The following is a 26,243-nucleotide window of genomic DNA, read 5'->3' on the forward strand; positions in this document are numbered from 1 at the left end:
CCGAGTTCACTGTCGACCAGCAATGGCGGCTGGTTCTGCGGCGTGGTGGTGTTGCTGCACGCGCTCAACGCCATCAGCAGCATCGGCAACGCCAGACGTGCCGGTTTGGATCCTGACCCCTTCATGAAGCTTCCTTAGCGCCCAGCGCCTGATCCATGCGAACGGTGCCTGACAAAGTGCCGGCAGTGACTTCGGTCGAGGGGTTGTCTGCGCGTTGCAAACGGGCCTCGACCACTTGCAGAGAAAGTTGTGCCGGGTTGCTCAACAGCCAGTCGAGCACGGCGTCGGCCGGCGCCGCGTCGAAGGTCAACTGCCAGGCACCGGCCTCCCCGGCATGCAATTGATAGTGCCCGGCCAGGCCGCTGGCTTGCAGAGTCTGCTCCAGCGACTGCGCCACGTTTTGCCCGTCCGGGCGCACGCTGACTTCACGCAGCAGCACTTCCAGCGCTTCGGTCTGCGCACGCAGCTTTGGCGTCTCCGCTTGCCAATAAGTGATTTTCTTCAGCGGCGGCTGGATCAGCGCGACCCACAGCAGCAAGCCGATCAGCGCAACGGCCATGCCGGCGACCATGCGTTTTTCGCGCAACGCCAACGGCTGCCAACGGGCCTGCACCTGAGCGTTAAAGCGTTGCCACTTGGCGCGGTAGAGCGCGAGCGAGGCCTTATTCATCTTCTTCTGCTCCGCCGCTGTCATCGCTCTCGCTTGGGGTGGCTTCAGTGGCCGGACGCAAAGTCCAGCCCTCGTCATCTGCCGTCACGCTGATACCGGCCTGGGCCAAAGTGCTTTGCCAATCCTGATCATTGCCGCCACGACGAGCGTCGGTGAGCAAACTCAGTTGCAAGGTGCCGTCGACAAACGCCAGCCGCTCGACACTGCCGGCCATCGACGGCATGCCGCTGCCCGCCTGCAACACCAGCCGATTAAAAGTCTGCGCCGGATCATCCGCCGCGCCCTTCTGCCGCGCCGCCAGTTGCTGTCGCGCTTGTTGCAACGGGTTGAGGATCACCGGCAACTCAGGGAAGGCCTGCTTTACCCGCAGGTTCATCTGAGCTTTCAACTGCTGGCCCTGCCCGGCCTCGCGAGCGGCATACAGGTTCAAACCGATCACCCACACCGCCACGGCCAAAGCCGAAAACCCAATGGCTCGGCCCCAACCGCGATGCTCGGTGTTCTGCGTTTGCACCGCGCCGTGCAGCCCCCAACCGGGCAACGGCCCAGTCCAGCGCTGCGCATCACTCATCGGCAATTCGGCAGCCGGCGGCGGTTGATCGCCGATCCAGTGAAGAGTCGCACCCGGTTCCCAAACAACACCGTCGAGGCCGTCATCAAACAACGGCTGCACCCGCGCCGCTTGCACACTGTCACGCAGCAGTAAATGCCCGTCCTGCACGCAAGCAACGGTGCCCGGCAGCACCGGCAAACAGTACGGCGCCGGGTAGAGACCGCGCAGGTTCAGCCCAGCACTTTTCAGCAACTGACCAAACCCCAACAACTGTTGCCGAGGCGCCCAGGCGATCTGCACCTGCCCGGCCTCGTCCCGCGAGCTGTGCGCAATGTGCATCTCGCTGCTGTCGCCAAGCATTAACGCCTGCGCCGCACACTGCACCGCCGCGACAATCTTGTTGGCAGGCAACGGCGGCAAATCGAGACTCGCCAACAGGCTGTCAGCCGGGTGCAGAAAGCACACCAGCGGTGGCAGTTTCGACTGCTGACTCAACTGGCTCAAACTATGGCGTTCTTCCCGCGTGACCTGCCCTTGACGATCCAGCCAGGCGCAGTGCAATTGACTGTGCAGATCCAGTTCCGCCAGGGGCGGCAACGCCACCTTCAACTGGCTCATACGCCCACCCGCGACCAGATCACTTGCGGCAAGCGGTCCTCGCTGCGATGCAACAACGCCTCAAGACTGACCCGCCGCTGATCGCGTCGCGCCTCGCCGCGCAGTCGAAACCAGTCACTGGTGATGCCGACCTTGACGCTGGTCAGCTCCAGTTGCGGCATGCGCAAGCGGTTAACGAAATCGCCACGGTTGATAAACCAGCGCCCGGCATCGCGCTCGGCGATCAGCGCATTGGCACGCTCCAGCGACAACCCCGGCACATACGCAGCCAAGACCGGCGCGGTGGCGGTGTTGCCATTGAGCCAGGTCGTCGCCGGAATCACCGTCAGGTACGGCGCCAGTTTGCCCATCACCGCCTCATTCACGCCGTCCAGGCTGCGCAAATCATCAAGGCTGCGCAGCATCGGCATTGTCGGATTCTGCGGTTTGTGTGAAGCGTTGGGCGACGTCGCGCGACCGCTGTCGAAACCACTTTTCGGCGCCTCGGCCATCTGCACATTCAGCAGTCGCGGGTACGAAGCAATCACCCGCTGACTGATGCGCTGACTCAACCCGGCACTGACCCCGATCAACTCGCACAAGCGCTGAAACGCCGCGACCTGCGCCTCATCAACCCGCTCGTTGGCCACCAGATTGCGCAGGTTGAATTTGCCCTGCTCATCCTCCAGCCGCCCCTCAAAACCTTGCGCGGAGAGACGCTGCGCCCACGGCTGATCGAGCCGGGTCAACGGATCGCGCTGACGGTCGTCCCAGAGCAATTGTCGGCTGATCTCCAACCCGCCCTGCACCAGCCAACGCCCCTGCACACGCTGCTGATCCGCCTCCAGCGCACGGGTCGACACGCTCTGGCGCGTCAACATGCCCGCCGCAATCACCGCCACCACGGCCGCAATCAACAACGCGCTGATAATCGCCATACCCTGTTGCTTCGCCCCCTCAGGCGAGCGGCTGTTCATGGCCGGCCTTACAACTGCCAGGAACCGATATCGGCATTCACGCCGTCGCCGTCAGGCTGACCGTCTGCACCGAGGGAAAAGATGTCGATCTCGCCATTGGCGCCGGGGTTGAGGTACTGATAAGGACGCCCCCACGGATCATTCGGCAAACGCTCCAGGTACGAGCGCCAATTGCTGTTCTTCGCATCCGCCGGCCGCTCCACCAACACCTTCAGCCCCTGATTCATGCTCGGGTAAGTGCCGTGATCGAGGCGATACAACTTCAACGCCTGCATCAACCCACCAATGTCCTGCTTCGCCGCCGTCGCCCGCGCCTGATCCGGCCGGTCGAGCACCTTGGGCACCACCATCGCTGCCAAAATCCCCAGAATCACCACGACCACCATGATCTCGATCAGGGTAAAACCCTGCTGCCCACGCGGCGTGCGCAACGGTTGCTGACGCGATTTGAAAGGTGCGATATCCATCTCGACAATCCCTGGCTTGATTCGATTCGACGCGCAGTGTTGCAAGAAGATATGTCAGTGATGTTGAAAATCCTCGGGTGTTTTCGTCGTCAAGCCGTCAAGCACGCGGGTTAGCGTCGAGGGCTGTGTTTTGGCTTTGGGCCACTTATGCGTGCGCGTTCGCGAGAAGCAGGTTTCACCCTGATTGAAGTGCTGGTGGCGCTGGCGATTATTGCCGTGGCGATGTCGGCGGCTGTGCGCGTGGCGGGGTTGATGACGCAGAGCAGCGGGATTTTGCGGGATCGCTCGGTTGCGATGCTGGCGGCGCAAAGCCGCATGGCCGAGCTGCGCCTGGAAGGCAAGTTGCCAATGGGCATGAAAGCGCAGGATTGCGATCAGGGGCGGTTGTTGCTGCGCTGTGAACAAGTGATCGCGTCGGCAGAACATGGTCGATTGCTAAAAATCGGCATCCAGGTATTCGACCGCAACCAAGACGCCCCGCCCCTGGCAAAACTCGAAACCCTACTCACCCACCCCCTGTAGGAGCTGCCGAAGGCTGCGATCTTTTGATCTGGCTTTTAAAAGGCAAAATCAAAAGATCGCAGCCTTCGGCAGCTCCTACATGAATATCTTGGGCAGCGGAAACAGCGCGTGTGCTTCGCTTTAACAGGGGATTGCCTGTCGCAATGCTCGACCATTGCCAATGCCTGCTATCCGCCAGAAGCAGTGATGGCACAACAATGGTATCGTCCACTCCTTTTCAACATTTCTGACAGTTTATGAACAAAGCCAAATCCTCAATCCAGGCCGTTGCTCGCGCATCAGGCATCCCTGAATCAATGGATACCTGACATGGCCAACACATCGCAGAACGCGAAATTAAACAAGTTACTGGCTGACAGCGAAGCCAGTCTTGCCACGGCTCAATCCAATACCGACCTATTAAAGACGATCCAAGAGTTCGTCTCGTACAACGGCCCGCTCAAATTCAGTTTCACACGCGCATGGTGGTTTTTCGGCGCGGGCCTGCTATTGATCGCGAGCGCTGTGGCCTTTCCCAAGTATGCGAACACCTACACCGTCGCCTCTTTTTTTTACCGTCTGCAAATTGACCCCGACTTGTTCCCCGTAATCCTTGGTGTGCTCGGCATCGTTTCTACCGGTGGAAGTCTGGCATGGATGAAGACCAAAGCTGATCGTTTGCCTTCACTCAGTAACAGAATCGCTCGCCTGTCATCCTACTTCCACAACGGATTGACCTGCCTGGCAGAAGACCCGCGCTATACCCTCAGCAAGTTGGATGCGCAATTTGCTGATTACCGGCGGGGCAACTACAGCCGCGAATTGCTGCAGTCGATGCAGGGTGTATTTAACGGCCCGCTGCACAACCTCGCTTACGAGTACCACCGCCTGCACTACGTCGACAAACGAAAGGTAAAAACCACCGTTAACGACGGCAAGGGAGGCACTAAAACAGAGACTCGAGTGGTGTATGACCACTACGACCGCTACAGTCTGGTCATCGACTTTCCGTGGGTCACCGGCGTATCGGTCAGAACTGACGGGCAATCACAAAACGACTATCCGAGCCGCATGGACACGGCGTCTCCGGATTTTAATAAAGCGTTCCGTTTGACCGGGCGCAGCGAGATGACCTGTGCGAAGTTCATCAAACCTTCGACGGTGCTGCACTTGTTGAAGGTATTCAACGTACTCAAGGTTCCGAACCTGGAGTTCGCCGACAGTGGAAAACTCTGCCTCAGCTTCGCCAACAGCGACCTGCTCACGTTCGCTACTCAATATTCGCTGTCTTCACCCAACGAGTTTTACGCAGAAATTGCTGCGGGTGTCGAACTGCCGGGCCTGGTGTCTGCACTCCAATGGAGCCATGCACTCGGTGAACTGCACGATGACAACTTTGCCGCCTCTCCCCTAACAAGCCGCCAAGAGAAGTAAGACATGGACACTACACTCACCCTCGCCATTGTTATCGCTGTAGTCATCATCGTAGCGGGCGTCGTCATCTACAACGGCATTGTTGGCGGTCACAACCGCGTCCAGCGTGCCTGGTCGGACGTCCTCGTGTACGAACGCCAGAAGACAAAAGTGCTCGACCAACTGCAAAAAGTGCTCGCAGACTTCATGGTCTTCGAGTCCAGCCTCCTCGAAAAAATAGCCGGCCTGCGCAGCGCGATCCACAGCCTGCCTGCTGGAGCGGACGGCAATGCCCTCGCGACAGTAGAAACCGCCTCACGGGAGCTGATGGGCGGCTTGCGCGTCACCTTCGAGGCTTACCCTGACCTGAAAGCATCCGAATCGGCGAACAACATGATGCGTGAGATTACCGAACAGCAAGAAAACGTCGGCGCGGCCATCACCATCTACAACCGCAACGTCGAACTGTTCAACAACTCCATCGAAATGTTCCCAGGCTCCGTCGTCAACAGCCTGTTCAACAAGAAATCGCCGGTAATACCGTTCTCCGATACCGAAGCATCGCAAGGTTTCTCCTACACCCCGAATTTCTAATTCGCACAATACGTCGACCATCACCCATGAGGGAGATGGTCGCCCCCCGCCTCAGCCGAACAAAATATCCGTGCCCCACCCAACCCCCCTGTAGGAGTGAGCCTGCTCGCGAAAGCGCCAGAACCAACACCGCTCAATCACCCGGTAATCCCGCCCCCCGCATATCTATCGGAATCTTCATTGCGTCTCGGCCCCCACCACCGATCCGTCCCCTTGCCTCAACAGACGTAAGCGTCCGGCGAACACATCCCCCTGAAGCTGACAAGGAGCCATCGCCTCCCCTGAACCGAGGCAGTAGTGGTTATGCGGATTCTGTTCTCTATAATCACCGACCGGCCATGTTTAGGGTGCCTGTTATGCCAGCCTCCGCTGATCAAAACTCCGCTGTCGTTTTATGCGCAGCGTCCAATAACGACCTGGAAGATCTGGTAGCCATCAGGATTGAGGCCATGCGCGAGAGCCTTGAACGGCTTGGACGATTTAACCCGGATCGTGCGCGCGAACGATTTATTGCTGGGTTCGACGCTAACAGCACACGCCGCATAGAAGTCTCAGGTGATCTGGTCGGTTTTGTCGTAATCAAAGACCAGCAGAGCGAGCTGCTGCTTGACCACTTGTATGTGATACCCAGTGCTCAAGGAGCAGGAATCGGCTCTGAAGTGCTTACTCGGATTTTCAGAGAGGCCGATGAGATCGGGCGCCCCATCAAGGTGGGTGCTCTCAAGGAAAGCGCTTCAAATCGCTTTTACACTCGCCATGGCTTCGTGTTCGTCGAAAGCGGTGAATTCGATAATTATTATGTCCGGGCTAACGGTAAAGCCGTTGAATCGAGCGACTAGGCACATCTTGATACGGTGCCCCTTCTCTATTCTTCAAAAATAAATCCGCCTCTTTCCCCCATGTAGGAGCTGCCGAAGGCTGCGATCTTTTGATCTTGTTTTTCCAAATCAAAATCAAAAGATCATCCGATCACGGCCCGAGCCTCCAACAGCTCCCAAACAAATATCTCAGACCCAGTTCCCAAAGTTTTCAGCGCCAGACACAACATCAATGACCAACACAAAACCCTGTAGGAGTGAGCCTGCTCGCGAAGGCGCCAGAACGGACACCCAATCAATCACCAGATGTACCGGACACCCGCATCACTCCGGCAACTGCAAATTATCCAGCGCCCGATTCACCGCCAACTCCCCGAGCATGATCAACTGCGCGATCCCCAACAACGCCCGACGCTGCGACGCCGGCAACAGACTGGCGACGTTCTGCGCAATAGTTTTGGCCGAAGCGAGCGTTTCGCTGGCATCCGTCAGCAGTTCTTCGTTTTTGTTGTCGGCAGTGACGGCGTACATCCCACGGTTTTTGCGTGGCGGCGGCGTGGAACCGGGTGGACAGAGGTAATGATCGAGCGCGCGGTCGGCGGCTTCGTGGAGTTTTTTGGAATCGATGGATTCGTAAGGGGAAACTGAGGCGGTTTCAGGCGGGTTGAGTGTTGGTTTGATCATGGTGGAGCTCCTTTGAAGTGAAGCTGCCAATTCCTGTCGCTAAACAGAAAGGGTGGCGGCTGTACGCAGGTTAGCGAACCGGTCAAAGGCACCCGGTAGACCTCGAAAGGTCTCCCGCATACAGCCACCATAACGAAATTGCAGACATACAGATCCGCAACGAAGCCTGGAACGCTGATGCACCTTCAACTTGAGCCGAGTCGCTAAACCCGATCGCTGATTCGTCAGCGACCGGACCACAATAGAACCCGCCCCCAAGGCGCACAAGCCGGCGGATTCTGGCGTAGCTGTAGGCAAAGGCGCAAGGATGTGTAGCCTGCGAGAGTGTCTGGAGATGTTTTTAAACGTTCGCGTTTAACGAGACCTCATTCCGTCACGTACCCGCAACAGATCCGTCCTCTTATCCCAACAGACGTAAGAAAATGGCCGAAACGGCCAGTAGTTACTGACAACCTCGGCCACATGAGCAGCTCTATTTTTTGCGGCACATCTCAACGTCATCCTGGGTTTTCAGGTCTGTATCTATTCCCAAGCGATATCTGCAGTAGTCGATAATCCATCCCCGCTCCTCTGCTGTCAGGCGCTCTACCTTCCTGATCTCTCCATCATTGGCGTGGATGTTGTGGAACTTCATCTGAAACGTGGGGTGCTTCTTGATGAAGACAATCGTCTCAATGTCACCATCCTCAAGGGCTTCGTAATAGCCGACGTAGAGCATGGTCACTACGGCGAGGATTGCTGCGATCAAAAGCTTTTTCATTCTTGTGGCGCCGGGGGTGGAAGTAGTTGGGTTTTGGCATGAAAGGAGAGTCTTCGTAAACGACCTCACCGAAGGACTGATTGTCTTTTTGCCCCATTACAGAAAACCTCTGTATTTCCCATAAAGCCAAAGCAGTGACGTCCCGCCGCACACGAAATAGCCGACATGAAATGGACTCGTCGCCCAGAACCTGAGTCCTCTGGGAAGGCGTTGAACGGCGTCGATCAGCAAGGGTTCCTGCCGCTGGACGCTCTTGGATGTAATCAGCCGGCTGACAGCGGCCATCCGCTGAGTTCTCGAGTAAAAACTTCCCCCTGATGAAACACAGTCCATGGATAGGTACAGCCATTCATCAAAGTGTTTTTCCAGAGCATCGAGTTTTGTGTAAACGGCGTAGAAAATCATTGCGCAGTTGATCACGCCCATCATGATCTGCGCCCCACATGCCCAAGCAAATACTGTGCTGGTGATTTCCATTACTCGGAATACTCATGAATTTCTTGTCCCACTAACTCTCCTAGCTCTGTCATCTTTGTTCCTGTCTCCACGGACCCTGCCGCACCGACCACAAGCACACACAAGTTTTCCCATTGCCCAATCACCGTTACGTACAGCATCGATGAGTTTTTGCTCATTCGCGCCTTGCATGTAGTTGGAACGATGCAGGCCCATGGCGTTTAACAAATCGTCGAATCCGGGCAAATCGTCCGGGCGATTCAATGCCTGTCGGAAGTGTTCCATGGATTGGTAGGAATCGAGGATCTGCTCTCGCTGACCATGGAACTCGCTTTGTGGGATGAGTCTGGTCACGTCCGTGTCCCGTTCTGAAAACGCAGGACTTTGGCGAACGGACTCAGATTTGAATGCAGGATGGATCGGTGTTCGTTGTAGGGAAAATCCGGTTTTCTGACTTGCAGACGCCGCGCTCAAATCATCAATAGTTTATGGCGGTACTGGGTGGGGCAGAAATAGATCCGTAGCCAATGTTTGCTCCCACAGGTATCAGCGTCGTACACAACATCTGCAATCAGCATAAAACCCTGTGGGAGCGAGCCTGCTCGCGAAGGCGCCAGAATGAACACCCGATCAATCACCAGGTGATCCCGGCACCCGCATCACTCCGGCAATTGCAAATTATCCAGCGCCCGATTCACCGCCAACTCCCCGAGCATGATCAACTGCGCAATCCCCGCCAGCGCATGGCGCTGCGATGCCGGCAACAGGCTGGAGACGTTCTGGGCGATGGTTTTGGCCGAAGCGAGTGTTGCACTGGCATCGACCAGCAGTTCTTCGGTTTTGTTGTCCGCCGTCACGGCGTACATCCCACGGTTTTTACGTGGCGGCGGCGTGGAACCGGGCGGACACAGGTAATGATCGAGCGCGCGGTCGGCGGCTTCGTGGAGTTTTTTGGAATCGATGGATTCGTAGGGGGAAACCGAGGCGGTTTCGGGAGGGTTGGGTGTTGGTTTGATCATGAGTGAATCTCCAAGTCGTAGAAAAGGAGCCATCATCTTTCGCTACCAAACGAAGGGGTGGTGGCCATACGAAGGTTGGTAGACCGGTGACTTGGAGAACCGGCGCGCCCGAAGACGCCCTGCGCATGGCCACCATAAATACACAGCCCCCAAAAGGCCTGTATCGGGTGACGCTATGCGCCAAGTCTAAGCCGGGCTACCAAACCCGATCGCTGATTCGTCAGCGACCGGACCACAATAGAACCCACCCCGAAAGCGCACAAGCCGGCGGATTCTGGCGTAGCTGTAGGCAAAGGCGCAAGGATGTGTAGCCTGGGAGAGTGTTTGGAGATGTCTTTTTAAACCTTGGTGTTTATCGAGGCCGAATTCCGTTACGTATCTCACAAAAAATCCGTCCCTTTTATCCCAACACGCAAAGGAAGTGGCCGAGATTGCCAGTCCTAACAGCCAACATCGGCCAAATGAACAGCTCAATTTTCCACCACCTCAGAGGGTCATCCTGGGTTTTCAGATCTGTACCGATTCCCAAGCGGTATCGGTAGTAGTCGATAATCCACCCAGCTCCTAGGCAGATCTCCGCACTGGTGCCATCATGATGGCTTGGCTGCAGCCAATTTTTCAGGGCGCTTAAATATACAAGAGGGATGCCATGTGCTAACGGAGTTCAATAAGTTCTTAGAGCAGTATCGCATCGGCGACTACGCAGGCTTGATTGGATTGCTCATTTCGCTGATTGGTTTTTTCTTCACCATCAAAACCGCCCTTAACTCCAAGGCAGCTTCCGAGCAAGCAACAGCTGCGGTTGAGAGCATGAGGGATGATATGCGTAGAGGCGAGACGGTAGCTGACTTCGCCACAGCACTCGCTGTTATGGAAGAAATCAAAAGAATGCACCGCTCCGACAGTTTGACTTTCTTGCCAGATCGGTACGCGAATCTAAAAAAATTTTTAGTGTCCATTAGAACGTCAAACCCTTTACTTACAGCAGAAGATCAAGTTGGAATTCAAAGTGCAATAGCCAAATTTTCTTCCATGGAAACGCTCATAGAAACGTCCATACGCGACTCCAAGCCTATAGAACACGCCAAATTGAATGGCCAAATGTCAAAGCACTACGATGTGATTCAAACACTATTGGTGCGAATCAAGAATGAGATTGGGAGAGGTAACTGAAATGACCGATTCAAAAATAGTTCGCATAATCAAAGGTGTCGACCGACAAACTAAAAGTGGAAAAATCGACTGGGAAATAACTGAGACGGAGAACGTTTTTCAGGCATCCTTCCCAAATTACTCAATTAGATTATCTTACGACGAATTAGAGTTTGGAAACGACTACTGGCTCACAATCATAAACAATGAAGGAATAGTAATAGAAAGCGTTTCAGACGTAAAACTGAAGGATGAATTTGAGGGTGCATATAAGTTTATGGAAAGCCTCTATGCAAACGCACGCCGCGTGGCGCTCGGCGTTGACAAGGCACTAGATGATCTGCTAAGCATTTTTGATGATGACTTTATTTAATCGCTCAGACATGAGTGGGCTTTATCATTACGCTTAAACAATATTGGCCCACCATTTAACACAAAGCAAACACCAGAGTGCCAACGAACAACTTAGGATTTTACATGGCTCACCTGACCGACATGGAAGAATTATTATCAACTATTTCCCAGACTGACATTCGCGACTACATGCGAGAGTCGATGAGTTGTTATATGGCAGGAGCTTATCGAGGATCTATTGTCCTAAGTTACATTGCACTATTCGACGACCTTCTCGGCAAACTAAACGAACTATCAAGAGTAAACGCTGCAGCCAAAACGGTATACGATGAAGCATTTAAGAAAAAAAATGACCAAGACGTATATGAAAATTTTTTAATCGATCAACTAACCTCAAAATCATTGATTTCTGGACTCGACGGCGCTTTTTTAACAACATTACGAATTCTACGCAACAAATCGGCGCACCCATCAGGCCATAAACCATCCGCCGAAGAAGCTCGCTTTATATTCTTCGAAACTATTAGCAGATTCCTTTCACGCCCAATATTATCTACAACACAACTCGTGGACGAATTAATTAATCGCCTTGGCAACGCCATTTTCTTTCCAAGTCTTGATATTACCGAAATACAAAACATTGTAAATGAAGAAACACTCAATCTTCACGCAGAGGCCCTTCCACAATTAGTTGCAAAGCTAACAACCTCAGTACTGTCTGCCGATATAAATATTTCAGCTAATGCTGTGCGCTTTCTGCTTGGCTTAGCAAAAGGATCCAACATTATCGCTACCAAGGCGATACAAGCAAAAATTTTGGAGGCAAAAGCTGATGACTCTGCATATAGCGATTTAATTATTCAACTACTGTCCGCTGACGGAAAACTATTCTTAGGTTTATCGACTGCCTGTGTAGGACGTATACGATCAGCCATTTCAAAAAGCATTGAAGCACTTACATCAAGTTCTAGCGAAACAAAGCTCATCCACCCGGCCAACGCGCTGTCTTCCGTTGCAACTGAATTAGCTGACGGAGAATTATTAAAATACTTTAAGGTTGAGCTAGAAAAACTAATTAACAAACGCCCCTACTCTCAAAATACGATAAACCTCGTAGCGAGAAACAAAGCCGCTCTTTCGCCAATTTATTTCCCAGAACTACTATCAGATGCAGGCTCATCAAGTTTCAGTACAGCAAACACTTTTGCAAACGTTGTTGACTCCATTGATAGTAGCCTGTCCAAGCTGTTATCTGATGAAGAATGCTTCCAGTTGATAGTAGCCATATCAAAAGCTGCGGATTATGGTGCATGGTCCTCGGCTGCGCTCGAAGCGGCAAAATATTCTAGCGTGCCGCAGATACGATCCAAAGCTTTGGATTACATCAATCTAAACAAACAAACCGCAGAAACTTATTTAGCTAAAAACATCAGATTCCAAGAGTCCGCAGATAAGTTTATTGAATCCTTTTTGACAGACAAAGCATAATGCACACTGTTAAAAACAATGTCCATCCATTTGCACAACCCCGAAGTCTATATATAACATCTGCAACCAGTTACTGCCTGTAGCAGAAATCGATCGGCCAGAAACAAGTGGACATGTGACAGAAGCAGGTATTCCTGACTTAAGGGGACTGACTAATCGTCAGAAAAATAAATCAGTCCCCTTTCATGTACTAGTATTTTTCGCACTTTATTGTACGGGTATAAGCGCAGCGTTTGCCGATGACTCACAGGCGCCAAACGACAATCGCGGGCCAACAGGCATCGTCGCCGGTGAGCGTTTGGCTGCGGCCAAGTCCAAGCTAGTCAAACAAGGATGGAAGCCGACGCGCATGCATACCAACGACGGCTATGAATACAGTGGCATGGAGAAGGAGCTGGCTGCACGCCAGTTCTTCGAACTGGATAGCTGCTCGTTTGATAGCTCGCGCTGCATCTTGTACTACGCGAAGAAAGGCGCTTGCCTGCGCGTTGATACCATCGGTGAGCAGTTCAATGAGATGACGGTGACGCGATGGACCCACGAATGTCCTGAATCGCCTCAATAACCACACGAAGACGGCACGGTAATAATCAACCTCTCCCAAAGGTTTCAGCGTCGCACACAACATCTGCAATCAGCATAAAACCCTGTGGGAGCGAGCTTGCTCGCGAAAGCGCCAGAATGGACACCCGATCAATCACCAGGTGATCCCGACACCCGCATCACTCCGGCAACTGCAAATTATCCAACGCCCGATTCACCGCCAACTCCCCAAGCATGATCAACTGCGCAATCCCCGCCAACGCATGGCGCTGCGATGCCGGCAACAGGCTGGAGACGTTCTGGGCGATGGTTTTAGCCGAAGCGAGTGTTGCACTGGCGTCGACCAGCAGTTCTTCGGTTTTGTTGTCCGCCGTCACAGCGTACATCCCACGGTTTTTACGTGGGGGCGGCGTGGAACCGGGTGGACAGAGGTAATGGTCGAGCGCGCGGTCGGCGGCTTCGTGGAGTTTTTTGGAATCGATGGATTCGTAAGGGGAAACCGAGGCGGTTTCGGGCGGGTTGGGTGTTGGTTTGATCATGGTGAAGCTCCAAATTTATACCTGGTGGAACCACCAACACCTGTCGCTAAACAAGTAAGGGTGGCAGCTGTACGCGGGTTAGCGAACCGAGAGGTATAAGACCCGGCAGACCCGAAGGTCTCCCACGCACAGCCACCATATCGTCGTCGCAAACGTCTGCGACAAACTGGAGCGTCGTTGTACTTATACCTGGTCAGGTCGCTAAACCCGGTCGCTGGGTTGCCAGCGACACGTAGACGATATAGACCAGGTACAAAGCCCACAAGCCGGCGGATTCTGGCGTAGCTGTAGGCAAAGGCGCAAGGGTGTGTAGCCTGAGAGAGTGTCTGGAGATGTCTTTTTAAACATTGGCGTTTATCGAGGCCCCATTTCGTCATGTATCCTTCGACAGAGCCGTCCCGTTATCCCACCAGATAGAGCAAAACTGCCCAAATTGCCAGTCGTAACTGACAACCTAGGCCAAATGAACAACTCTATTTTTTTGGCACATTTCGACGTCATCCGGACGTTTTGCGATATTCAGAAGCCGCTAGCACACGGAAGAGAGTTTCTGGGTTTAGTGAATACACTTCGAGAGTCGAAAGCGCATCACTGAAACAAGAGGACGGTGGTCGGCCTCATCATGCCGCTCCATGGCCGACACCACTTCATTTGGGGAAGAAGAAGCTTCGTTGCTTTTTGAAAGCGATGATGTCCGTCGTATGGATTTGGCTGGCTTTGCGTCTTGTTCCACCGGTAGCAGTTTGAATCTCGATCTCGTTGCTGCCTAGTAGTGCAGCATTGATGTCATCGCTATGGGCTGGAGTGTTGTTATAGATCCTTTCGAAAAAATTCCTAACGGATAAGGCGGGTGCCGAATCGTGAAGGAATTTTGGAATGTCCTCCCTGAGCTGGTCTTTTGCCTGATCTCTAGCCGACTCATTGAAGAGGTAAAGCGTCTTTCCTTCGCCAGGGTCGTGCGCAAGCATGCCAAGGCCAGATCTGCCGAAATGAGCTTGAGTCTCGCTGTTTTGATGGAGCCGGTCATTATAAACCTGGCGAGCACGATACGAATTGGCGAGGTGTATTAGCCAATATCGCCAACCACTAGGGTTGTTGATTGAAAAAGGACTGACAAATTTTGCACATTTCTTGAAGTTTTCGAAGACAATGCTTTCCGCCACGCCGAGCCACGCTGTCTTTGATTGCTTCTCTTCAAGGATCTCGAAGTCCCGGCTGCTTAGCTGCAAGTATGCCAATTGGCTCGACAGCGTTTTTGGATCATGCTGCTTCAGGAAGGCCAGCAGGGAAGAGATGACGAAGGTATAGAAAACCTCCACTGATTCATTCAGATTCATCATGTCGACCAAGGTCGCAGTGTCAACATGGCTGTGCCCACACTGATCGAGATTAAAGATGATATTCGGATATTTCTCTGATTTGATTTGGGCTCTTATTCTTGGATAGGCGAGTTCGAACAACTCTGTCGAGTAGCGGGCTTGGATTTTAAGCCGGCTGTTCGAGATGCTATGGTGAAGAATAATCGGATTCAGGACTCCTTCAAGAATGTCAATTGCCATCCTTTCAGCGTCATTCAGGAACAGGCTGCACTCGATATCAACGAGGGGCAAATTGTTAACTGCCCTGTAGGTGTTTATGTCAGTTAACGCTCTACTCAGTTCCTCCACAAAGATGATGGGTGAACCGGCAGTGCCACATTTGTATCGGCCAGCGCCACTGAAGCCGTCTACCACAGCCAGGCGAAACTTTCTAACCTGCGGGTGCTTGCATCGTGTGATTACGTACTGATAAAAATAATCGCGAAGTATTTGATGCTTCTTCCTTGAGTGTTCTTCGAGAATCGCACCTTCTTCCCAATCATACTTCTTCTTAGCCATGGATATTCCTTGTCAGGCTACGGTGTTTCTACTAGGCCATGCCCACCAGTTTTACAGGCATCTCATCCCAGGTTTTGCCACGGTATTCACGACCGTTAGCTTTTTTCGAACGGCGGACATTATCTTTACCCCATGTCCCCCACTGTTTAAAGAAAAACGCTGTGCCGCTTTCTAGGCACTGGGTGTAGATCTCATCAATCCACCCTTCTTTCACAGGCCGCGCTTTATTCCCGCTCTCACCGCCGACAATCGCCCAGTCAATCTGCGTGAGATCAATGCTGCCTACGGGGCCAATCAATGGCTCAAAGGAGATGAATCTGATCTGGGCAGGTGTGTCTTTCAGAAACTGAACGCGCCCGGCGGCATCACGATCTTCAACAGAGGTGCCTAGCCACACATTGGGTAGCACCTCTATGATGACTTCATTGAGGATCTGCTTCATCCGTTCTGGCCGCTTGGTCAAAATCTGGTAGTTGTGATGCGGGGTTTCTCGCATGACCTTCCAGACGGCGACAATGAACTCGTCGCTGACTTTCTCATGGAAAAGGTCGCTCATGGAGTTCACAAACACCTTTCTCGGTTTTCTCCAACGGTAAGGGATAGCCAAAGCGTCGTAGTCTTCGACTATGGTGCCGTTCCAGACGATTCGCTTGTTCTTTTTGCGGGTCAGCCCCACGTACTTAGGGGTGCCCATGGCTTCGAGTCGACGCGCCATCTCCATGGCATAGCAATTTTTGCACCCGGCACTAATGATGGAGCAGCCAGCTACTGGATTCCATGTGGAGTCCGTCCACTCAATCTGTGTCTCTGCCATATCCTTTCCTAGCCCCTCGTTTGCATTCCTAACTGGTGCATTTCTGACCGAGCGAGCCGTATTCAACGGCCATCATAATGAATAACTTCTCGATAGGGCAGCTATGACGCAGGAATAGCAGCTCAACCAAAATAATGCTGTATGGATATACACATTAACGTCGTGCGCTTGATAAAGCGCCTCGTGCCTGATGTTTCCTGCCGAACGGTCAGGCTCCTTGAAGGAAGGAGGAACCTGAGTTGTGATGATTACGCGATCCTGTGGGCACGGAATACGGTAGCAGTCTCTGGCCAGGCAGGTTTTACAACGATCAAGCCTGTGTTTGGCATTCTATTTTTCACCTTTTCCGTGGTTGCCTGCTTGCCTATTGAATACGAATCGGCTGTAGCGTCCAGATGTTGTCAAAATCATCGCTGGCGTTAATCTACGTCATCGGGTGACGTCTGCATGATTTTTAGGATTTGACAGGCGTGCCATAAGCAGCAGAGAAGAATCGCGACATGATTAGTCACAAATTGTAATGGCGCACGGCCACTGTCGCCGTATTGAACGACTAGGCTTGAGGGATCTCATACGAATCTTTAGGTACCAATATGCCGAGAACTGACATCCAAGCTTACAGCGCTCAACGCGAAATACCGTACTTGGTTCACTTCACTCGACTTAACAACCTCGCCTCCATTTTGCGGCACGGGCTGTTGCCAGTCAGTGATCAGGGAGGCTTGGTACAAGCGCCGGTAATCAATGATCAGCTTCGGCTGGATGGACATCTAGATGGAACGTCCCTCTCCATCGCCTTTCCAAACTACCTTATGTTCAACAGGTACAAACTGCTACCCGACACGGAATGGGTGGTGCTCGGTATTGATGCATCTGTGCTTTGGACTAAGGACTGCGCTTTCTGCCAACGCAATGCTGCCACCGGAATGATGGCCCAGCAGCCACTTGGCACCCTCAGGACACTGGCAGCACTTCAAGGGATGTACGAGGAGATAGAGGATTTAAACTCACGACAAGAGCAACGACTGCGAGCATACGATCCTACTGATCCACAAGCTGAGGTGTTAGTCTTTGATCAGATTGAGCCGAATTTGATTTTGGGCGTGGCGTTTACTACTCAAGCGATACGAAACGACAATGCGGGACTCTGCGGTAACCGACAGTTGCTCGTCGAAGGCGCTAGGGGGGGCTTTTTCGCTACGCGCACCTATGTAAGGTAGTTACACATGGCATTTAGACCTGTCTTCATTCCGACTCCTGGGGCAGTGACCCTTGTAGAGACGAAAAGCATAGACTTCAAATGGTTCCCAGGCATGTCTGTTGCTCAGAAGCAGCGGTCAGTCGACTCCCTACAGCAAGCGGCTCTGGAATCGATGCCATCGTTGAGTAGAATTTTAGAGGTATCGAGTAAATCCAAGGACGAACTAGGAGTTGCTCTGAGTGCGTTCAATCTTAGCTTCACCACTCTCAAGCACAATCTAACGATGAGCGTGGAGTGTGCGTTTCAGGGCAGCAAAGTTTTCGAGAATGGTGGTCCATTTAAAGACCTGTTTCGAAGGACCTCTCGTGAAGCAAAACTTGATGAGAGAATTAAGTCATCGGGCAGGCTAACGAAATTCAGTTTTTTCAACATGGACTGGGAGCTAGAGCCACGCACCGCCTTTTACGATTGGTTGTATATAAATGCTTTGATGAAGCAGCCTTCGTCAATTATTGATGAAATAACTTCATACTCTGCATTCACGGATATTGAGTTCAATCCAGAAAAATCGATGAACTGTCAGGCATACTCCATCGCCCTTTTTGTATCCCTACACGAGCAAGGCTTACTGGACAAAGCAATTGCGTCAAAAGAATCATTCCTTTCCACCGTTAAAAGTTCGCTAATATCTAACTCCAGCCAAAACGAAGCCATACAAGGCGATATGCTGAAGTGAGTTAGTGCATCTCCGAGCCGCCAATGCTCTAGCTCACCGTCGCGACTGAAATCTCAATGCAATCAAAAGCGTTATTATTTATAACGCCGAAAATAAAACTGGTAACATGGAAAAGCTCAGATCGAGAAACAATGGTCAGAATAGCTGACTTGAATGCTACAGATCAGGACCTCGACGACCTCTACTCCCACCGCCAATAACTTTACCCCTACCCCTCTATTCAAATAGCGAGCATTTACTTCCAAAAAATAAATAGCTCCTTTTTAAGCAAGAATGTGTCGCCTTAGAGAGAGTTACTGAAGATGTATTTTAAACACCGGTCTGTATCGGCAACCTTTTCCGTCATGCCCTCCCGAAAGCTATTCGCCCCCTTATTTCTAATCACTATTAAAAATTAGTTACGACTTTTAACAGGTGTATTTCGCCCCCCGTAAAACTCGACCATCCAGCTGAAGGTCAATACTTCATTCAGACCATGATGTGGAGTATTTTTTATTCTGGCAATATTTGTACATACCGTCATAACCATGAATTCCGAGTCGAGTGAGTTCCTTATGTATAGCCTTCAAAATAATAACGCCATTATTAACATCCAACGCGAGCATAGGATTAGTCACCACACTCTCGATATGTGCAAACTCAACATCCTGCCGACTGAAAAATGGCGTACCGGTAAACTCACAACAAGAAATATTAAACTCACCAATTCTTTGTGTTTTTAGCAAAGGCCGATTATTTCGAATATCATCCAAAAACATTTCTTTCAAATCCCGAACTTGGGATAGATTCAGAATTCTGTCATAGGATTGCATCGCAACTTGAAGATATGCCTTAGTCCGACCATCTGTTTGCAGCATCCTCATATCAATCAATGACTTTAATGTGGGGCCAGAGATATGTTCGACCCCGTCAATTTCAACAATTTCAGCCGCGCTCACCACCCCGCGAACGCCTTGATATACCAAGGGCCTCTCAGCTCCAGAGTTCCCCGTCCTCAATATCACCGAAAGGCTACCAATTGCAATATAAGGAATTCCGTTTATGCAAATTTTAGTACTCAAAAAAAATGCATTAACTATAGCTGAAACATGCTTCCCACTAAGAACATTAAATGTCTCTCGAATAACAAGCTCAAGTTCGACACGTTGCGTTAACTCACCAAGCGAATGATAGATAACAGCCGGCAGGTTTTGTGTCATGCTTTGCCCACCATCCTGTTGTACATCTTATTAATGGACGATAATATCTGATTGTAATCCATTGACGTATCACCTTGATTCTTGTCTGGGTGAAATTCTTTTGCAAATCTAGCCCTCCACTCCTTGGCCACATCATTGTCAATATAGTGTTTCCGTTTTATACCCAACTCGCTATCAAATACGCCCATTTTATTATGTGTCAAGAAAAATGCTATTTTTGCTTTTTTTGTTAAGAAAAATTGATCAGCCATATCTTTATCGAGACTGAGCCTAATTAAATCAATATAATCTAAATCAGCAAGTGCTATGTATTTTTTGCCGTTTTGTGAAATCTTAAGTGATCCTATTATTGTCACATAAGCACCAGCCAGATCTTCTTCGTCTTCTAATTTATACCTTCGAAAAAAACCATCTACCATTTCAGTTTGAATGACACAGCTTACGCCACCATCGCCACCAGAATTAAGCCAAAGCGCGCCTTCGCTGCTTAAACGAGCATCGGTCAACATTCCGAAATAGCCACCAAAACCTTCGCTCTGATTAACGCTAACTTCTTCAAACTTCACAAAAAAATGGTCAGCAGAATTCTTCGACTCAATGTTGCTATTAACTTCTGGAGAGTGTAGTTTGAATATTTCAGATAAAATCAGGCTTTTCAACGTCGCACTGAGCTCTCGACGAATATCAGGGCTAGATTTCAAATCATTGAGCGAGTGAAAATTAGTTGTATTGAGCGACTTCTTATAGACAGCCATGGCGGCATCACCGTCAGAACAGAGTGTGGCTATCGAAGACAACTCGACAAAACTATTCGGGTGAAGCGTTGTATATTTATTATCACTTTCAACTATCAAGTTTTGAGTATCGAACGAGGAGTGTGAACACCCCTCGATGTGTGCCAACGCTCCAAAACATGCGACATGCCCGTGACGAGATGCTTTTCTAAAGAAAGTAGGCGCTTGGCACTCAATGCATACCAAATGCTTTCTCTTATTAGATAGTTCGCCTGGAGGCAATCTCGAAAAATCCAGCGCTGTATAAATTTGGTTATCTAGAACGCATTTGGCAATTTCCATACCCGGCCTCAAATCTCAACTATTAAATAGCCTCAACCCCAATGTATGCACAGTCTGCGGCCAAGACTCATTCAGAGCCACTTATCATTTGACTTTCCACTCCTTGTCGCAACAAGGCGACGACAAAGAGCGGTGACAAAGACACCCTAACGCATTGCCCGATGCACAATCACTTTGCGCCTTTTATAGGCTACGAGTGTATTGCGCCCCTGTCTACAACTAACCGGGGATCGTTATACCCATCAACCTCAAGATTCTATCATGCAATCCCTCATAGCGAGTTTTTGCTTAGAGTAGGCTGCCTCGATTGGCCTTTTTTGATCGAAAGTAGACTTAATCATTCATCACCTTTCCATTCTTTTTTTCAGCGGCACTCAAACTGGCACACGATCCAAACAAAAAATTAAATACTACAAGTCCGCAAATTCACTGCCGTGTCATCTTCGGCAACACTACCCCCTCCGCCAACCGCTCAACCCCCAACCGAACCCTCTCCCCACCCTGCTCAATCACCACCCCATCCCCCTCCACCGCCACCAACTTCACCCCAGGCCCCACCTTCTCCCCCTGCAAAAAACTCCTCGGCGGCCCATCGTTCAGGCTCAGTATCGCCACCGCCCCCCGACTCCCCGCCATCACCCCGCTCACCTTGATATCCATCGGCGCCGTCTGATTTGAAAACCACTGCAACGCCGGGCTATCACTGCGCGCCGCCAGCAGCTGCGGGGCCCCTGCCGGGGTATGTGATTCGGCGGAGGTCAGTAGCAGCGACGACCATGTCGCCACGCCGACCAGCGCGGCGAGCAGTGCGAGGGCCTGGACCATTTGGGGTGGGGAAACGCGTGCGGTGAAGGTCATGGGTTGAATCTCCTTTTTATCCCTGCTGTCAGCGTACGCGGTAATTCTCTCCGTTTTATTTCACACGCCTTACATGTTGGCCGTGCACGATGGCGCAGGACGCAAAGGAGCGCGCGAGCGATGAACAGGCAACAGGGTTTTACGCTGATCGAGTTGATGGTGGTGCTGGTGATCATCGGCATCGCCAGTGCGGCGATCAGCTTGAGTATCAAGCCGGATCCGTTGCAGTTGCTGCGCAAGGATGCCGAGCGTGTGGCGCAGTTGCTGCAGGTGGCGCAGGCGGAGGCTCGGGCCGATGGCCGGCCGATTGTGTGGGTGAGTGATGCCAAGGGGTTTCGGTTTAGTCGGCGCAGTGACAGTGGCAAGGGGTTTGATCATTTCGCGCAGGATCCGCAGTTGCGGCCGCGTGCCTGGCAGAGTCCGAAAATGGAGGTGCGGGTGGAGCCGAAACAGAGGGTTGTGCTGAACGCTGAGTGGATCAATCCGCCGCTGCAATTGACGTTGTCGGATGGCTTGAATCGCTTGAGTGTGCTGCGTGATGGCAGCGGAAGGATCAGCCTGCAATGAAGCGCCAGCAAGGGTTTACGTTGATTGAGGTGATGGTCGCGATTTTGTTGATGGCGGTGGTGAGTCTGATTGCCTGGCGGGGGCTGGACAGTGTGACGCGGGCGGACAGTCATTTGCAGGCGAGCAGTGAGCAGAGTGACGGTTTGTTGCGGGCGTTGAATCAGTTGCAGCGGGATGTGGAGATGCGGGCGGGGGTTGAGCTGACTGAGCCGAAGAAGGTTGGGGTGGATGATGAACCGCCGAGCGCCCCGCCCGCTTTGACTGTGCGCAGTAGCGACAGTAAGGGGTTTCGGCTGGACATTATTCGCACGGCGGCGGATCAGCCGGGGGCGTTGCAGCGGGTGCGCTGGTGGGTCAAGGGCGACACGTTGTATCGGGCGGTGGCTGAGGCGCGGAGTCGGTATCCGCTGCCGGCGCCTGGGAATGGGGTGGCTGTTTTGAGTGATGTCAGTGATGTGCAGGTGCGGGTTTGGGAGGTGGACAAGGGGTGGCGCCAGTTGAGCGGGAATCGGCGCGAGGATCCGTTGGGGTTGGAGATTCGGTTGAGTCGGGGGACGGCGCAGGGTGTGGAGAAGTATCGGCAGGTGATTGGGCCGTTGGAGTGACATATATCCCTTCTGCTCGGACATTCCTGTAGGAGCTGCCGAAGGCTGCGATCTTTTGACTTTGATTTTGAAGATCAGAAGATCGCAGCCTTCGGCAGCTCCTACATTGGGATTGGGGGTAGTCAGTTGGGGGGTGGTTGGCTGTGAGGACGTCATCGCTGGCGAGCCAGCTCCCACAGGGGGTGGTGGTGTGTTGGTGGGTGTGGGTTAGCTGAGGACGACTACGCCGCCGGGTAGTTCGGTGCATTTGATGCCATAGGCATCCCGAATCAGCAGTGCGACGCCGGCGAGTTGGTCGAGGCTGAAGCGGGCCTGGACGCGGCGTTGGCCGAGTTCGCGGTTGAGCAGCAGCAACATGCCGGGGCGGTAGCGGTTGATTTCGTCGATCATCTGGCTGAGGGTCGCGCCGTTGAAGACCAGCACTTGTTGGCGCCAGTTCATCACGGCGGCCGTGTCGACACTTTGCACGCTACCAACCTGCCGCGCGTCGTAGGTCACTTGCTGGCCCGGTTCGAGGCGCAGGCTGCGACCTTCAACATCCACTTCAACCGCGCCATCGAGGCAGGTCACGCAGACTTGTTGATCGGTGTTGCGCAGGTTGAAACGTGCCTGACTGGCGCGCAACCACCCTCCTCCAGCCTGCATCGCCAGCGGCAACCGCGCGGTCTGCACTTCGACTTCGCCGCTGACCAGTTCAAAGCCCTGCACGCCGTTATCGATGGAGCGCTGATTGATCCGCGTCTGGGTGTTCAGCTCCAGGCTCACGCCTTGCGCCGGTTCGAAACGGCGCTGCTGGCCAACTTCAGTGATGTAGTCGGCGCCGAGCCCTTCGAAGCCACCGGGAATGGTCCCGCGCACCAGCAAAAATGCCGCCGATGCGGCAATCGCCCCACCGAGAAAAGCACGTCGACCAAACCCGCGTGGCGCCTGCATTTGCTCCATGGCCGGTTGCAGTTGTTGCCACAACCGCTTGGCCTCTTCGAACGCGCGGGCATGTTCGGCGCTCTGCGCGCACCATTCGCGCAAGGCGCGGGCGTCGGCCACGGTGGCGCGGCCGGAGGTCAGCAGGACCAGCCAGTCGCGGGCTTCGCTGTGCAGATTGTCGGCCGCCGATGGCTCGGCAGGTGTCAGTCGAAAGATGTTCAAACGCGCAGATTCTCAACGAATTGATCGGGCACTATTCAGAAGACGGTTTTCCGGCCCCGCGACCGAACCGCTGAAACACTTTTCTTTCCAGTTTCGCCGCGCAGAAGCCCAACGCGGCTTTGATTTCCTTCTCGACCATGCGCGTGGAAATGCCGAAGCGCTGCGAGATTTCCAGATGCGGCGCCTCTTCCAGACGCGCAGCAATGAAGATTCGGCGACGGCGTGCGGGCAGTTCGTAGAGGGCGTTGAGCAGTGACTGGATTTCCTTTTGCCCACCGACCACTCGCGCCGGGTCGAGGGCTTCGTCGCCGATTTGCAGTAGCTCCTCGACTTCCTCGCCGGTGAGCAGGCGCGCATCGGCCTGACGGCGGTCGGCGGCGATGTTCAGGGCCATGCGATAGAGGTAGGCATTCGGCCGCAGGACGTTCGGCGGCGTCTCCATGCGGTCGACGCGCAGGTAAGTCTCGTGCAGCACGTCGTTGGCCAGATCCTCCGAGCCGAGACGCCGGCGCAGGCGCACCCGAAAGTCCTCGTAGGACGTCAGGAACAGTTGGACCATCGAACCTTGTCCGGTGTCTTTCATCCCCCGGAAACTCCTTCCCATTTCGTGCATTCCATGCGTTTCCCTGACGACTCCGGTAACAACAGCAACGTGACCGGCTGACGCAAGGCGCTGGGCGTCGGCCGGTCGATTTTGAGATTGCGAAAACTTTCCACCAGCGCGTTGTCGCGCCGTACATCACCGGTCGAAGTGACCAACCGGTTGTGCTGCACCAAGCCATCGCGGCCGACCCAGACCTGCAACACCGCGCGATAACTGCCCGGCCGGGTCAGCGGCGAGCGGCACAGGTTGCGCTCGATCGCTGCTTGCACGGCGGTGGCGTAACTGCGGTTGACCGCGACGCTTTCCGGCGTCTGTTTTTGCGGCGGCGCCGGCACGTCTTCGACCTGCGCCACTTGCAACGTAAATGCATCGTCGCGGGCATAACGCGCCATTAAACCGCTGCCGCCGAGCAATCGACGCAGGGCATCGGCGGCGGTGAATTCACCGTCCACCGCCAGCGAGCGACGACCGCGACTCAACTGGCTGTCGACCAGCACCGCAACGCCAGTAGCGTGGCTGTACTGATCCAGCGCGCGGGCCAGATCCTGTGCCGGAATGTGCAGCGTCATCCGCAGGTCCGCCGGCACAGCGTCGGCCATGGCCTGGCCCGCCGCACAGCCAAGCAGCCAGCCCAGACACATCCGGCGCACAAGCCTTGTTGAACGCTGAAAACCGTCCGTGGAATTGCCTCGCTGCACGGCTGACGAATCCTTGGAAATCGTCATCCTGAGGGCTGTTTATGAATCTGGTGTGACGGGCGGTGCAAAAAAACCATCACGGGAATTGCGCACGGCTTGCACTAGACTCAAGCCAAAGCGCGGCCCCGTCGGGCCGGCCAGGAGGCGAGCATGAACACACTGTGGCGATTGAGCCTTGGCGGGCTGTTGTTGATGGCGCTGTCGAGCGCTTATGCGGAGCAGCCGTTGGGATGTGTCGAGGTAACGGTCGGCGGTTACAAGGCGCCGAATTACGACTGTTTGAGCCAGCAGATGGGCAACAACCCTGAAGGCGCTGCGGCGGCAGAGAAGAATCAAGAGGCGCTGAATGTGCCGGTGAATAAACGGCCGCCGAATCAGGTTGGACTGGCGACACCGGCGGCGACCAGTACGCGGATGGGCAATACCTTTGGCACCTCGGTGAAACCGCAGCGGCCGGCGAATTAGGGCAACGTCACAATCAAAAGATCGCAGCCTTCGGCAGCTCCTACATGGGATTTTGATCGTTCCCTGTAGGAGCTGCCGAAGGCTGCGATCTTTTGATCTTCAATCGCTAGGCGTTTGGCGAAAGCTCACCGCGAGGCGGTTCCAGCTGTTGATGGTGGTGACGGCCATGGTCAGGTCAACCAGTTCACCTTCGCTGAATTGCTCGCGCGCCTGCTGATACACCTCATCTGGCACGCGGCTTTCCGCCAACAACGTCACCGCCTCCGCCCAGGCCAACGCCGCACGTTCGCGCGGGTTGAAGAAGTTGCTGTCGCGCCACACCGCAATCGCATACAGGCGCCGATCACTCTCCCCGGCCCGTCGCGCGTCCACCGAATGCATGTCGGTGCAGAATGCGCAGCCGTTGAGTTGTGAAGCACGGATGCGGATCAGTTGCAGCAGCGGCTGCTCGATACTGAGGTTGGCGGTCAGCGCCTCCATGGCAATCATCGCTTTCATCGCCTTGGGCGAAGCGTTGTAGTAATCCAGGCGCGGGGACATGGCGGTTCTCGGTAGACGGAATAATGACTTCACCGTAAACGCCGACAGCGGCGCATTACAGCCCCAATTGCACGGAAAACCGCTACACCACTGAATCCCCGCCAAACACCAATCCCCCTGTAGGAGCTGCCGAAGGCTGCGATCTTTTGATGTGGTCTTTTGAAAAGCGAGATCAAAAGATCGCAGCCTTCGGCAGCTCCTACAGGGGACTGCGCCAATTTTGGGTTTTTGGTGTGCGCAACTGTTGTGGATCACGCTTCAGCGGTAATCTG

General features: G+C 53.4%; 31 protein-coding genes. 13 read left to right on the forward strand and 18 right to left on the reverse strand.

The genetic code is table 11. The annotated features are described in order from the left end of the window. Positions 1 to 121: 121 nt before the first annotated feature. From gspM to gspG, 4 genes are read right to left on the reverse strand one after another with little or no spacing between them, the layout of a single operon-like run. Positions 122 to 670, reverse strand: coding sequence for a type II secretion system protein GspM (gene gspM / locus PMI37_RS28520; protein WP_008087923.1), 549 nt, complete (start codon positions 668 to 670; stop codon positions 122 to 124). Continuing rightward, positions 663 to 1,841: a type II secretion system protein GspL gene (gene gspL, locus PMI37_RS28525; protein WP_008087925.1), complete on the reverse strand. Its 1,179-nt coding sequence runs from the start codon at positions 1,839 to 1,841 to the stop codon at positions 663 to 665. The genes gspM and gspL overlap by 8 nt, the downstream gene beginning before the upstream one ends. Further along, entirely contained in the window at positions 1,838 to 2,797 is a 960-nt protein-coding gene (gene gspK, locus PMI37_RS28530; RefSeq protein WP_008087927.1) for a type II secretion system minor pseudopilin GspK, read from the reverse strand. The genes gspL and gspK overlap by 4 nt, the downstream gene beginning before the upstream one ends. Positions 2,798 to 2,805: 8 nt before the next feature. After that, the gene (gspG, locus tag PMI37_RS28535) at positions 2,806 to 3,264 is read right to left on the reverse strand and encodes a type II secretion system major pseudopilin GspG (RefSeq protein WP_008087930.1); all 459 of its coding nucleotides are present in this window, start codon (positions 3,262 to 3,264) and stop codon (positions 2,806 to 2,808) included. Between the two features lie 147 nt (positions 3,265 to 3,411). Here gspG and gspI point away from each other — a divergent pair, with 147 nt between their 5' ends. From gspI to PMI37_RS28555, 4 genes are all read left to right on the forward strand, one after another. Then, positions 3,412 to 3,786, forward strand: coding sequence for a type II secretion system minor pseudopilin GspI (gene gspI / locus PMI37_RS28540; protein ID WP_008087937.1), 375 nt, complete (start codon positions 3,412 to 3,414; stop codon positions 3,784 to 3,786). A 309-nt stretch (positions 3,787 to 4,095) separates the two neighbouring features. After that, complete coding sequence (locus tag PMI37_RS28545) at positions 4,096 to 5,199, forward strand: hypothetical protein (RefSeq protein WP_008087939.1); 1,104 nt, start codon at positions 4,096 to 4,098, stop codon at positions 5,197 to 5,199. Between the two features lie 3 nt (positions 5,200 to 5,202). Beyond that, entirely contained in the window at positions 5,203 to 5,772 is a 570-nt protein-coding gene (locus tag PMI37_RS28550) for a LemA family protein (RefSeq protein WP_008087941.1), read from the forward strand. Positions 5,773 to 6,128: 356 nt separating this feature from the next. After that, positions 6,129 to 6,611: a GNAT family N-acetyltransferase gene (locus PMI37_RS28555; RefSeq protein WP_045123335.1), complete on the forward strand. Its 483-nt coding sequence runs from the start codon at positions 6,129 to 6,131 to the stop codon at positions 6,609 to 6,611. 303 nt (positions 6,612 to 6,914) lie between these two features. On the opposite strand, the gene PMI37_RS28560 is transcribed toward PMI37_RS28555, so the two are convergent. The 4 genes from PMI37_RS28560 to PMI37_RS28575 all read right to left on the reverse strand — a co-directional run bounded on the left by PMI37_RS28560 (position 6,915) and on the right by PMI37_RS28575 (position 9,509). After that, positions 6,915 to 7,274, reverse strand: coding sequence for a DUF6124 family protein (locus PMI37_RS28560; RefSeq protein ID WP_008087945.1), 360 nt, complete (start codon positions 7,272 to 7,274; stop codon positions 6,915 to 6,917). A gap of 472 nt (positions 7,275 to 7,746) precedes the next feature. Then, positions 7,747 to 8,034 carry a hypothetical protein gene (locus PMI37_RS28565; RefSeq protein WP_008087947.1) on the reverse strand — a complete coding sequence of 96 codons (288 nt, stop codon included), beginning with the start codon at positions 8,032 to 8,034 and terminating at the stop codon, positions 7,747 to 7,749. A 96-nt stretch (positions 8,035 to 8,130) separates the two neighbouring features. After that, positions 8,131 to 8,511, reverse strand: a complete 381-nt coding sequence (locus PMI37_RS28570; RefSeq protein WP_008087953.1) for a hypothetical protein — start codon at positions 8,509 to 8,511, stop codon at positions 8,131 to 8,133. A 638-nt stretch (positions 8,512 to 9,149) separates the two neighbouring features. Further along, complete coding sequence (locus tag PMI37_RS28575) at positions 9,150 to 9,509, reverse strand: DUF6124 family protein (RefSeq protein ID WP_008087957.1); 360 nt, start codon at positions 9,507 to 9,509, stop codon at positions 9,150 to 9,152. A gap of 651 nt (positions 9,510 to 10,160) precedes the next feature. Here PMI37_RS28575 and PMI37_RS28580 point away from each other — a divergent pair. The 4 genes from PMI37_RS28580 to PMI37_RS28595 all read left to right on the forward strand — a co-directional run bounded on the left by PMI37_RS28580 (position 10,161) and on the right by PMI37_RS28595 (position 13,068). Further along, positions 10,161 to 10,682, forward strand: coding sequence for a hypothetical protein (locus PMI37_RS28580; RefSeq protein WP_008087959.1), 522 nt, complete (start codon positions 10,161 to 10,163; stop codon positions 10,680 to 10,682). 1 nt (position 10,683) lies between these two features. Then, positions 10,684 to 11,034: a hypothetical protein gene (locus tag PMI37_RS28585; protein WP_008087960.1), complete on the forward strand. Its 351-nt coding sequence runs from the start codon at positions 10,684 to 10,686 to the stop codon at positions 11,032 to 11,034. Positions 11,035 to 11,138: 104 nt separating this feature from the next. Beyond that, positions 11,139 to 12,503 carry a hypothetical protein gene (locus tag PMI37_RS28590; protein WP_008087962.1) on the forward strand — a complete coding sequence of 455 codons (1,365 nt, stop codon included), beginning with the start codon at positions 11,139 to 11,141 and terminating at the stop codon, positions 12,501 to 12,503. Between the two features lie 115 nt (positions 12,504 to 12,618). After that, positions 12,619 to 13,068, forward strand: coding sequence for a hypothetical protein (locus tag PMI37_RS28595; RefSeq protein WP_238552744.1), 450 nt, complete (start codon positions 12,619 to 12,621; stop codon positions 13,066 to 13,068). Positions 13,069 to 13,225: 157 nt separating this feature from the next. Here PMI37_RS28595 and PMI37_RS28600 read toward each other — a convergent pair whose 3' ends face one another. From PMI37_RS28600 to PMI37_RS28610, 3 genes are all read right to left on the reverse strand, one after another. Then, entirely contained in the window at positions 13,226 to 13,585 is a 360-nt protein-coding gene (locus PMI37_RS28600) for a DUF6124 family protein (protein WP_008087957.1), read from the reverse strand. A gap of 647 nt (positions 13,586 to 14,232) precedes the next feature. After that, positions 14,233 to 15,462, reverse strand: coding sequence for a three-Cys-motif partner protein TcmP (locus PMI37_RS28605; protein WP_008087969.1), 1,230 nt, complete (start codon positions 15,460 to 15,462; stop codon positions 14,233 to 14,235). A 31-nt stretch (positions 15,463 to 15,493) separates the two neighbouring features. Continuing rightward, positions 15,494 to 16,276, reverse strand: a complete 783-nt coding sequence (locus tag PMI37_RS28610; protein WP_008087970.1) for a phage Gp37/Gp68 family protein — start codon at positions 16,274 to 16,276, stop codon at positions 15,494 to 15,496. 593 nt (positions 16,277 to 16,869) lie between these two features. Here PMI37_RS28610 and PMI37_RS28615 point away from each other — a divergent pair. Further along, complete coding sequence (locus tag PMI37_RS28615; protein ID WP_008087971.1) at positions 16,870 to 17,496, forward strand: DarT ssDNA thymidine ADP-ribosyltransferase family protein; 627 nt, start codon at positions 16,870 to 16,872, stop codon at positions 17,494 to 17,496. A 6-nt stretch (positions 17,497 to 17,502) separates the two neighbouring features. Further along, the gene (locus PMI37_RS28620) at positions 17,503 to 18,213 is read left to right on the forward strand and encodes a DarT1-associated NADAR antitoxin family protein (RefSeq protein ID WP_008087972.1); all 711 of its coding nucleotides are present in this window, start codon (positions 17,503 to 17,505) and stop codon (positions 18,211 to 18,213) included. 464 nt (positions 18,214 to 18,677) lie between these two features. Here the strand turns inward: PMI37_RS28620 and PMI37_RS28625 are convergent, their stop codons facing one another. The 3 genes from PMI37_RS28625 to PMI37_RS28635 all read right to left on the reverse strand — a co-directional run bounded on the left by PMI37_RS28625 (position 18,678) and on the right by PMI37_RS28635 (position 21,346). Further along, the gene (locus PMI37_RS28625) at positions 18,678 to 19,412 is read right to left on the reverse strand and encodes a hypothetical protein (RefSeq protein WP_008087973.1); all 735 of its coding nucleotides are present in this window, start codon (positions 19,410 to 19,412) and stop codon (positions 18,678 to 18,680) included. After that, positions 19,409 to 20,488 carry a hypothetical protein gene (locus tag PMI37_RS28630; protein WP_008087975.1) on the reverse strand — a complete coding sequence of 360 codons (1,080 nt, stop codon included), beginning with the start codon at positions 20,486 to 20,488 and terminating at the stop codon, positions 19,409 to 19,411. Before PMI37_RS28630 ends, PMI37_RS28625 begins: the two co-directional genes overlap by 4 nt. A gap of 426 nt (positions 20,489 to 20,914) precedes the next feature. Continuing rightward, complete coding sequence (locus PMI37_RS28635; RefSeq protein ID WP_008087978.1) at positions 20,915 to 21,346, reverse strand: type II secretion system protein N; 432 nt, start codon at positions 21,344 to 21,346, stop codon at positions 20,915 to 20,917. A gap of 120 nt (positions 21,347 to 21,466) precedes the next feature. Between PMI37_RS28635 and gspH the strand changes: the two genes are divergently transcribed. Together gspH and PMI37_RS28645 are read left to right on the forward strand one after the other, a co-directional pair. Next, positions 21,467 to 21,913, forward strand: coding sequence for a type II secretion system minor pseudopilin GspH (gene gspH, locus PMI37_RS28640; protein WP_008087980.1), 447 nt, complete (start codon positions 21,467 to 21,469; stop codon positions 21,911 to 21,913). Then, positions 21,910 to 22,518: a prepilin-type N-terminal cleavage/methylation domain-containing protein gene (locus PMI37_RS28645; RefSeq protein WP_008087982.1), complete on the forward strand. Its 609-nt coding sequence runs from the start codon at positions 21,910 to 21,912 to the stop codon at positions 22,516 to 22,518. Before gspH ends, PMI37_RS28645 begins: the two co-directional genes overlap by 4 nt. A 207-nt stretch (positions 22,519 to 22,725) precedes the next feature. Here the strand turns inward: PMI37_RS28645 and PMI37_RS28650 are convergent, their stop codons facing one another. The 3 genes from PMI37_RS28650 to PMI37_RS28660 are packed head-to-tail and all read right to left on the reverse strand — an operon-like array spanning position 22,726 to position 24,909. Further along, positions 22,726 to 23,664, reverse strand: a complete 939-nt coding sequence (locus PMI37_RS28650; RefSeq protein WP_008087983.1) for a FecR family protein — start codon at positions 23,662 to 23,664, stop codon at positions 22,726 to 22,728. 31 nt (positions 23,665 to 23,695) lie between these two features. Then, a complete protein-coding gene (locus tag PMI37_RS28655; protein ID WP_008087984.1) occupies positions 23,696 to 24,247 on the reverse strand; it encodes an RNA polymerase sigma factor in 552 nt (183 codons plus the stop codon). Next, complete coding sequence (locus PMI37_RS28660; RefSeq protein ID WP_008087986.1) at positions 24,244 to 24,909, reverse strand: secretin and TonB N-terminal domain-containing protein; 666 nt, start codon at positions 24,907 to 24,909, stop codon at positions 24,244 to 24,246. Before PMI37_RS28660 ends, PMI37_RS28655 begins: the two co-directional genes overlap by 4 nt. Before the next feature lie 207 nt (positions 24,910 to 25,116). Here PMI37_RS28660 and PMI37_RS28665 point away from each other — a divergent pair, with 207 nt between their 5' ends. After that, positions 25,117 to 25,431 carry a hypothetical protein gene (locus PMI37_RS28665; RefSeq protein ID WP_008087988.1) on the forward strand — a complete coding sequence of 105 codons (315 nt, stop codon included), beginning with the start codon at positions 25,117 to 25,119 and terminating at the stop codon, positions 25,429 to 25,431. Between the two features lie 99 nt (positions 25,432 to 25,530). Here the strand turns inward: PMI37_RS28665 and PMI37_RS28670 are convergent, their stop codons facing one another. Next, positions 25,531 to 25,971, reverse strand: coding sequence for a carboxymuconolactone decarboxylase family protein (locus PMI37_RS28670; RefSeq protein ID WP_008087990.1), 441 nt, complete (start codon positions 25,969 to 25,971; stop codon positions 25,531 to 25,533). Between the last annotated feature and the right edge of the window lie 272 nt (positions 25,972 to 26,243).

It is taken from the genome of Pseudomonas sp. GM80, from assembly GCF_000282515.1.
Classification (GTDB): domain Bacteria; phylum Pseudomonadota; class Gammaproteobacteria; order Pseudomonadales; family Pseudomonadaceae; genus Aquipseudomonas.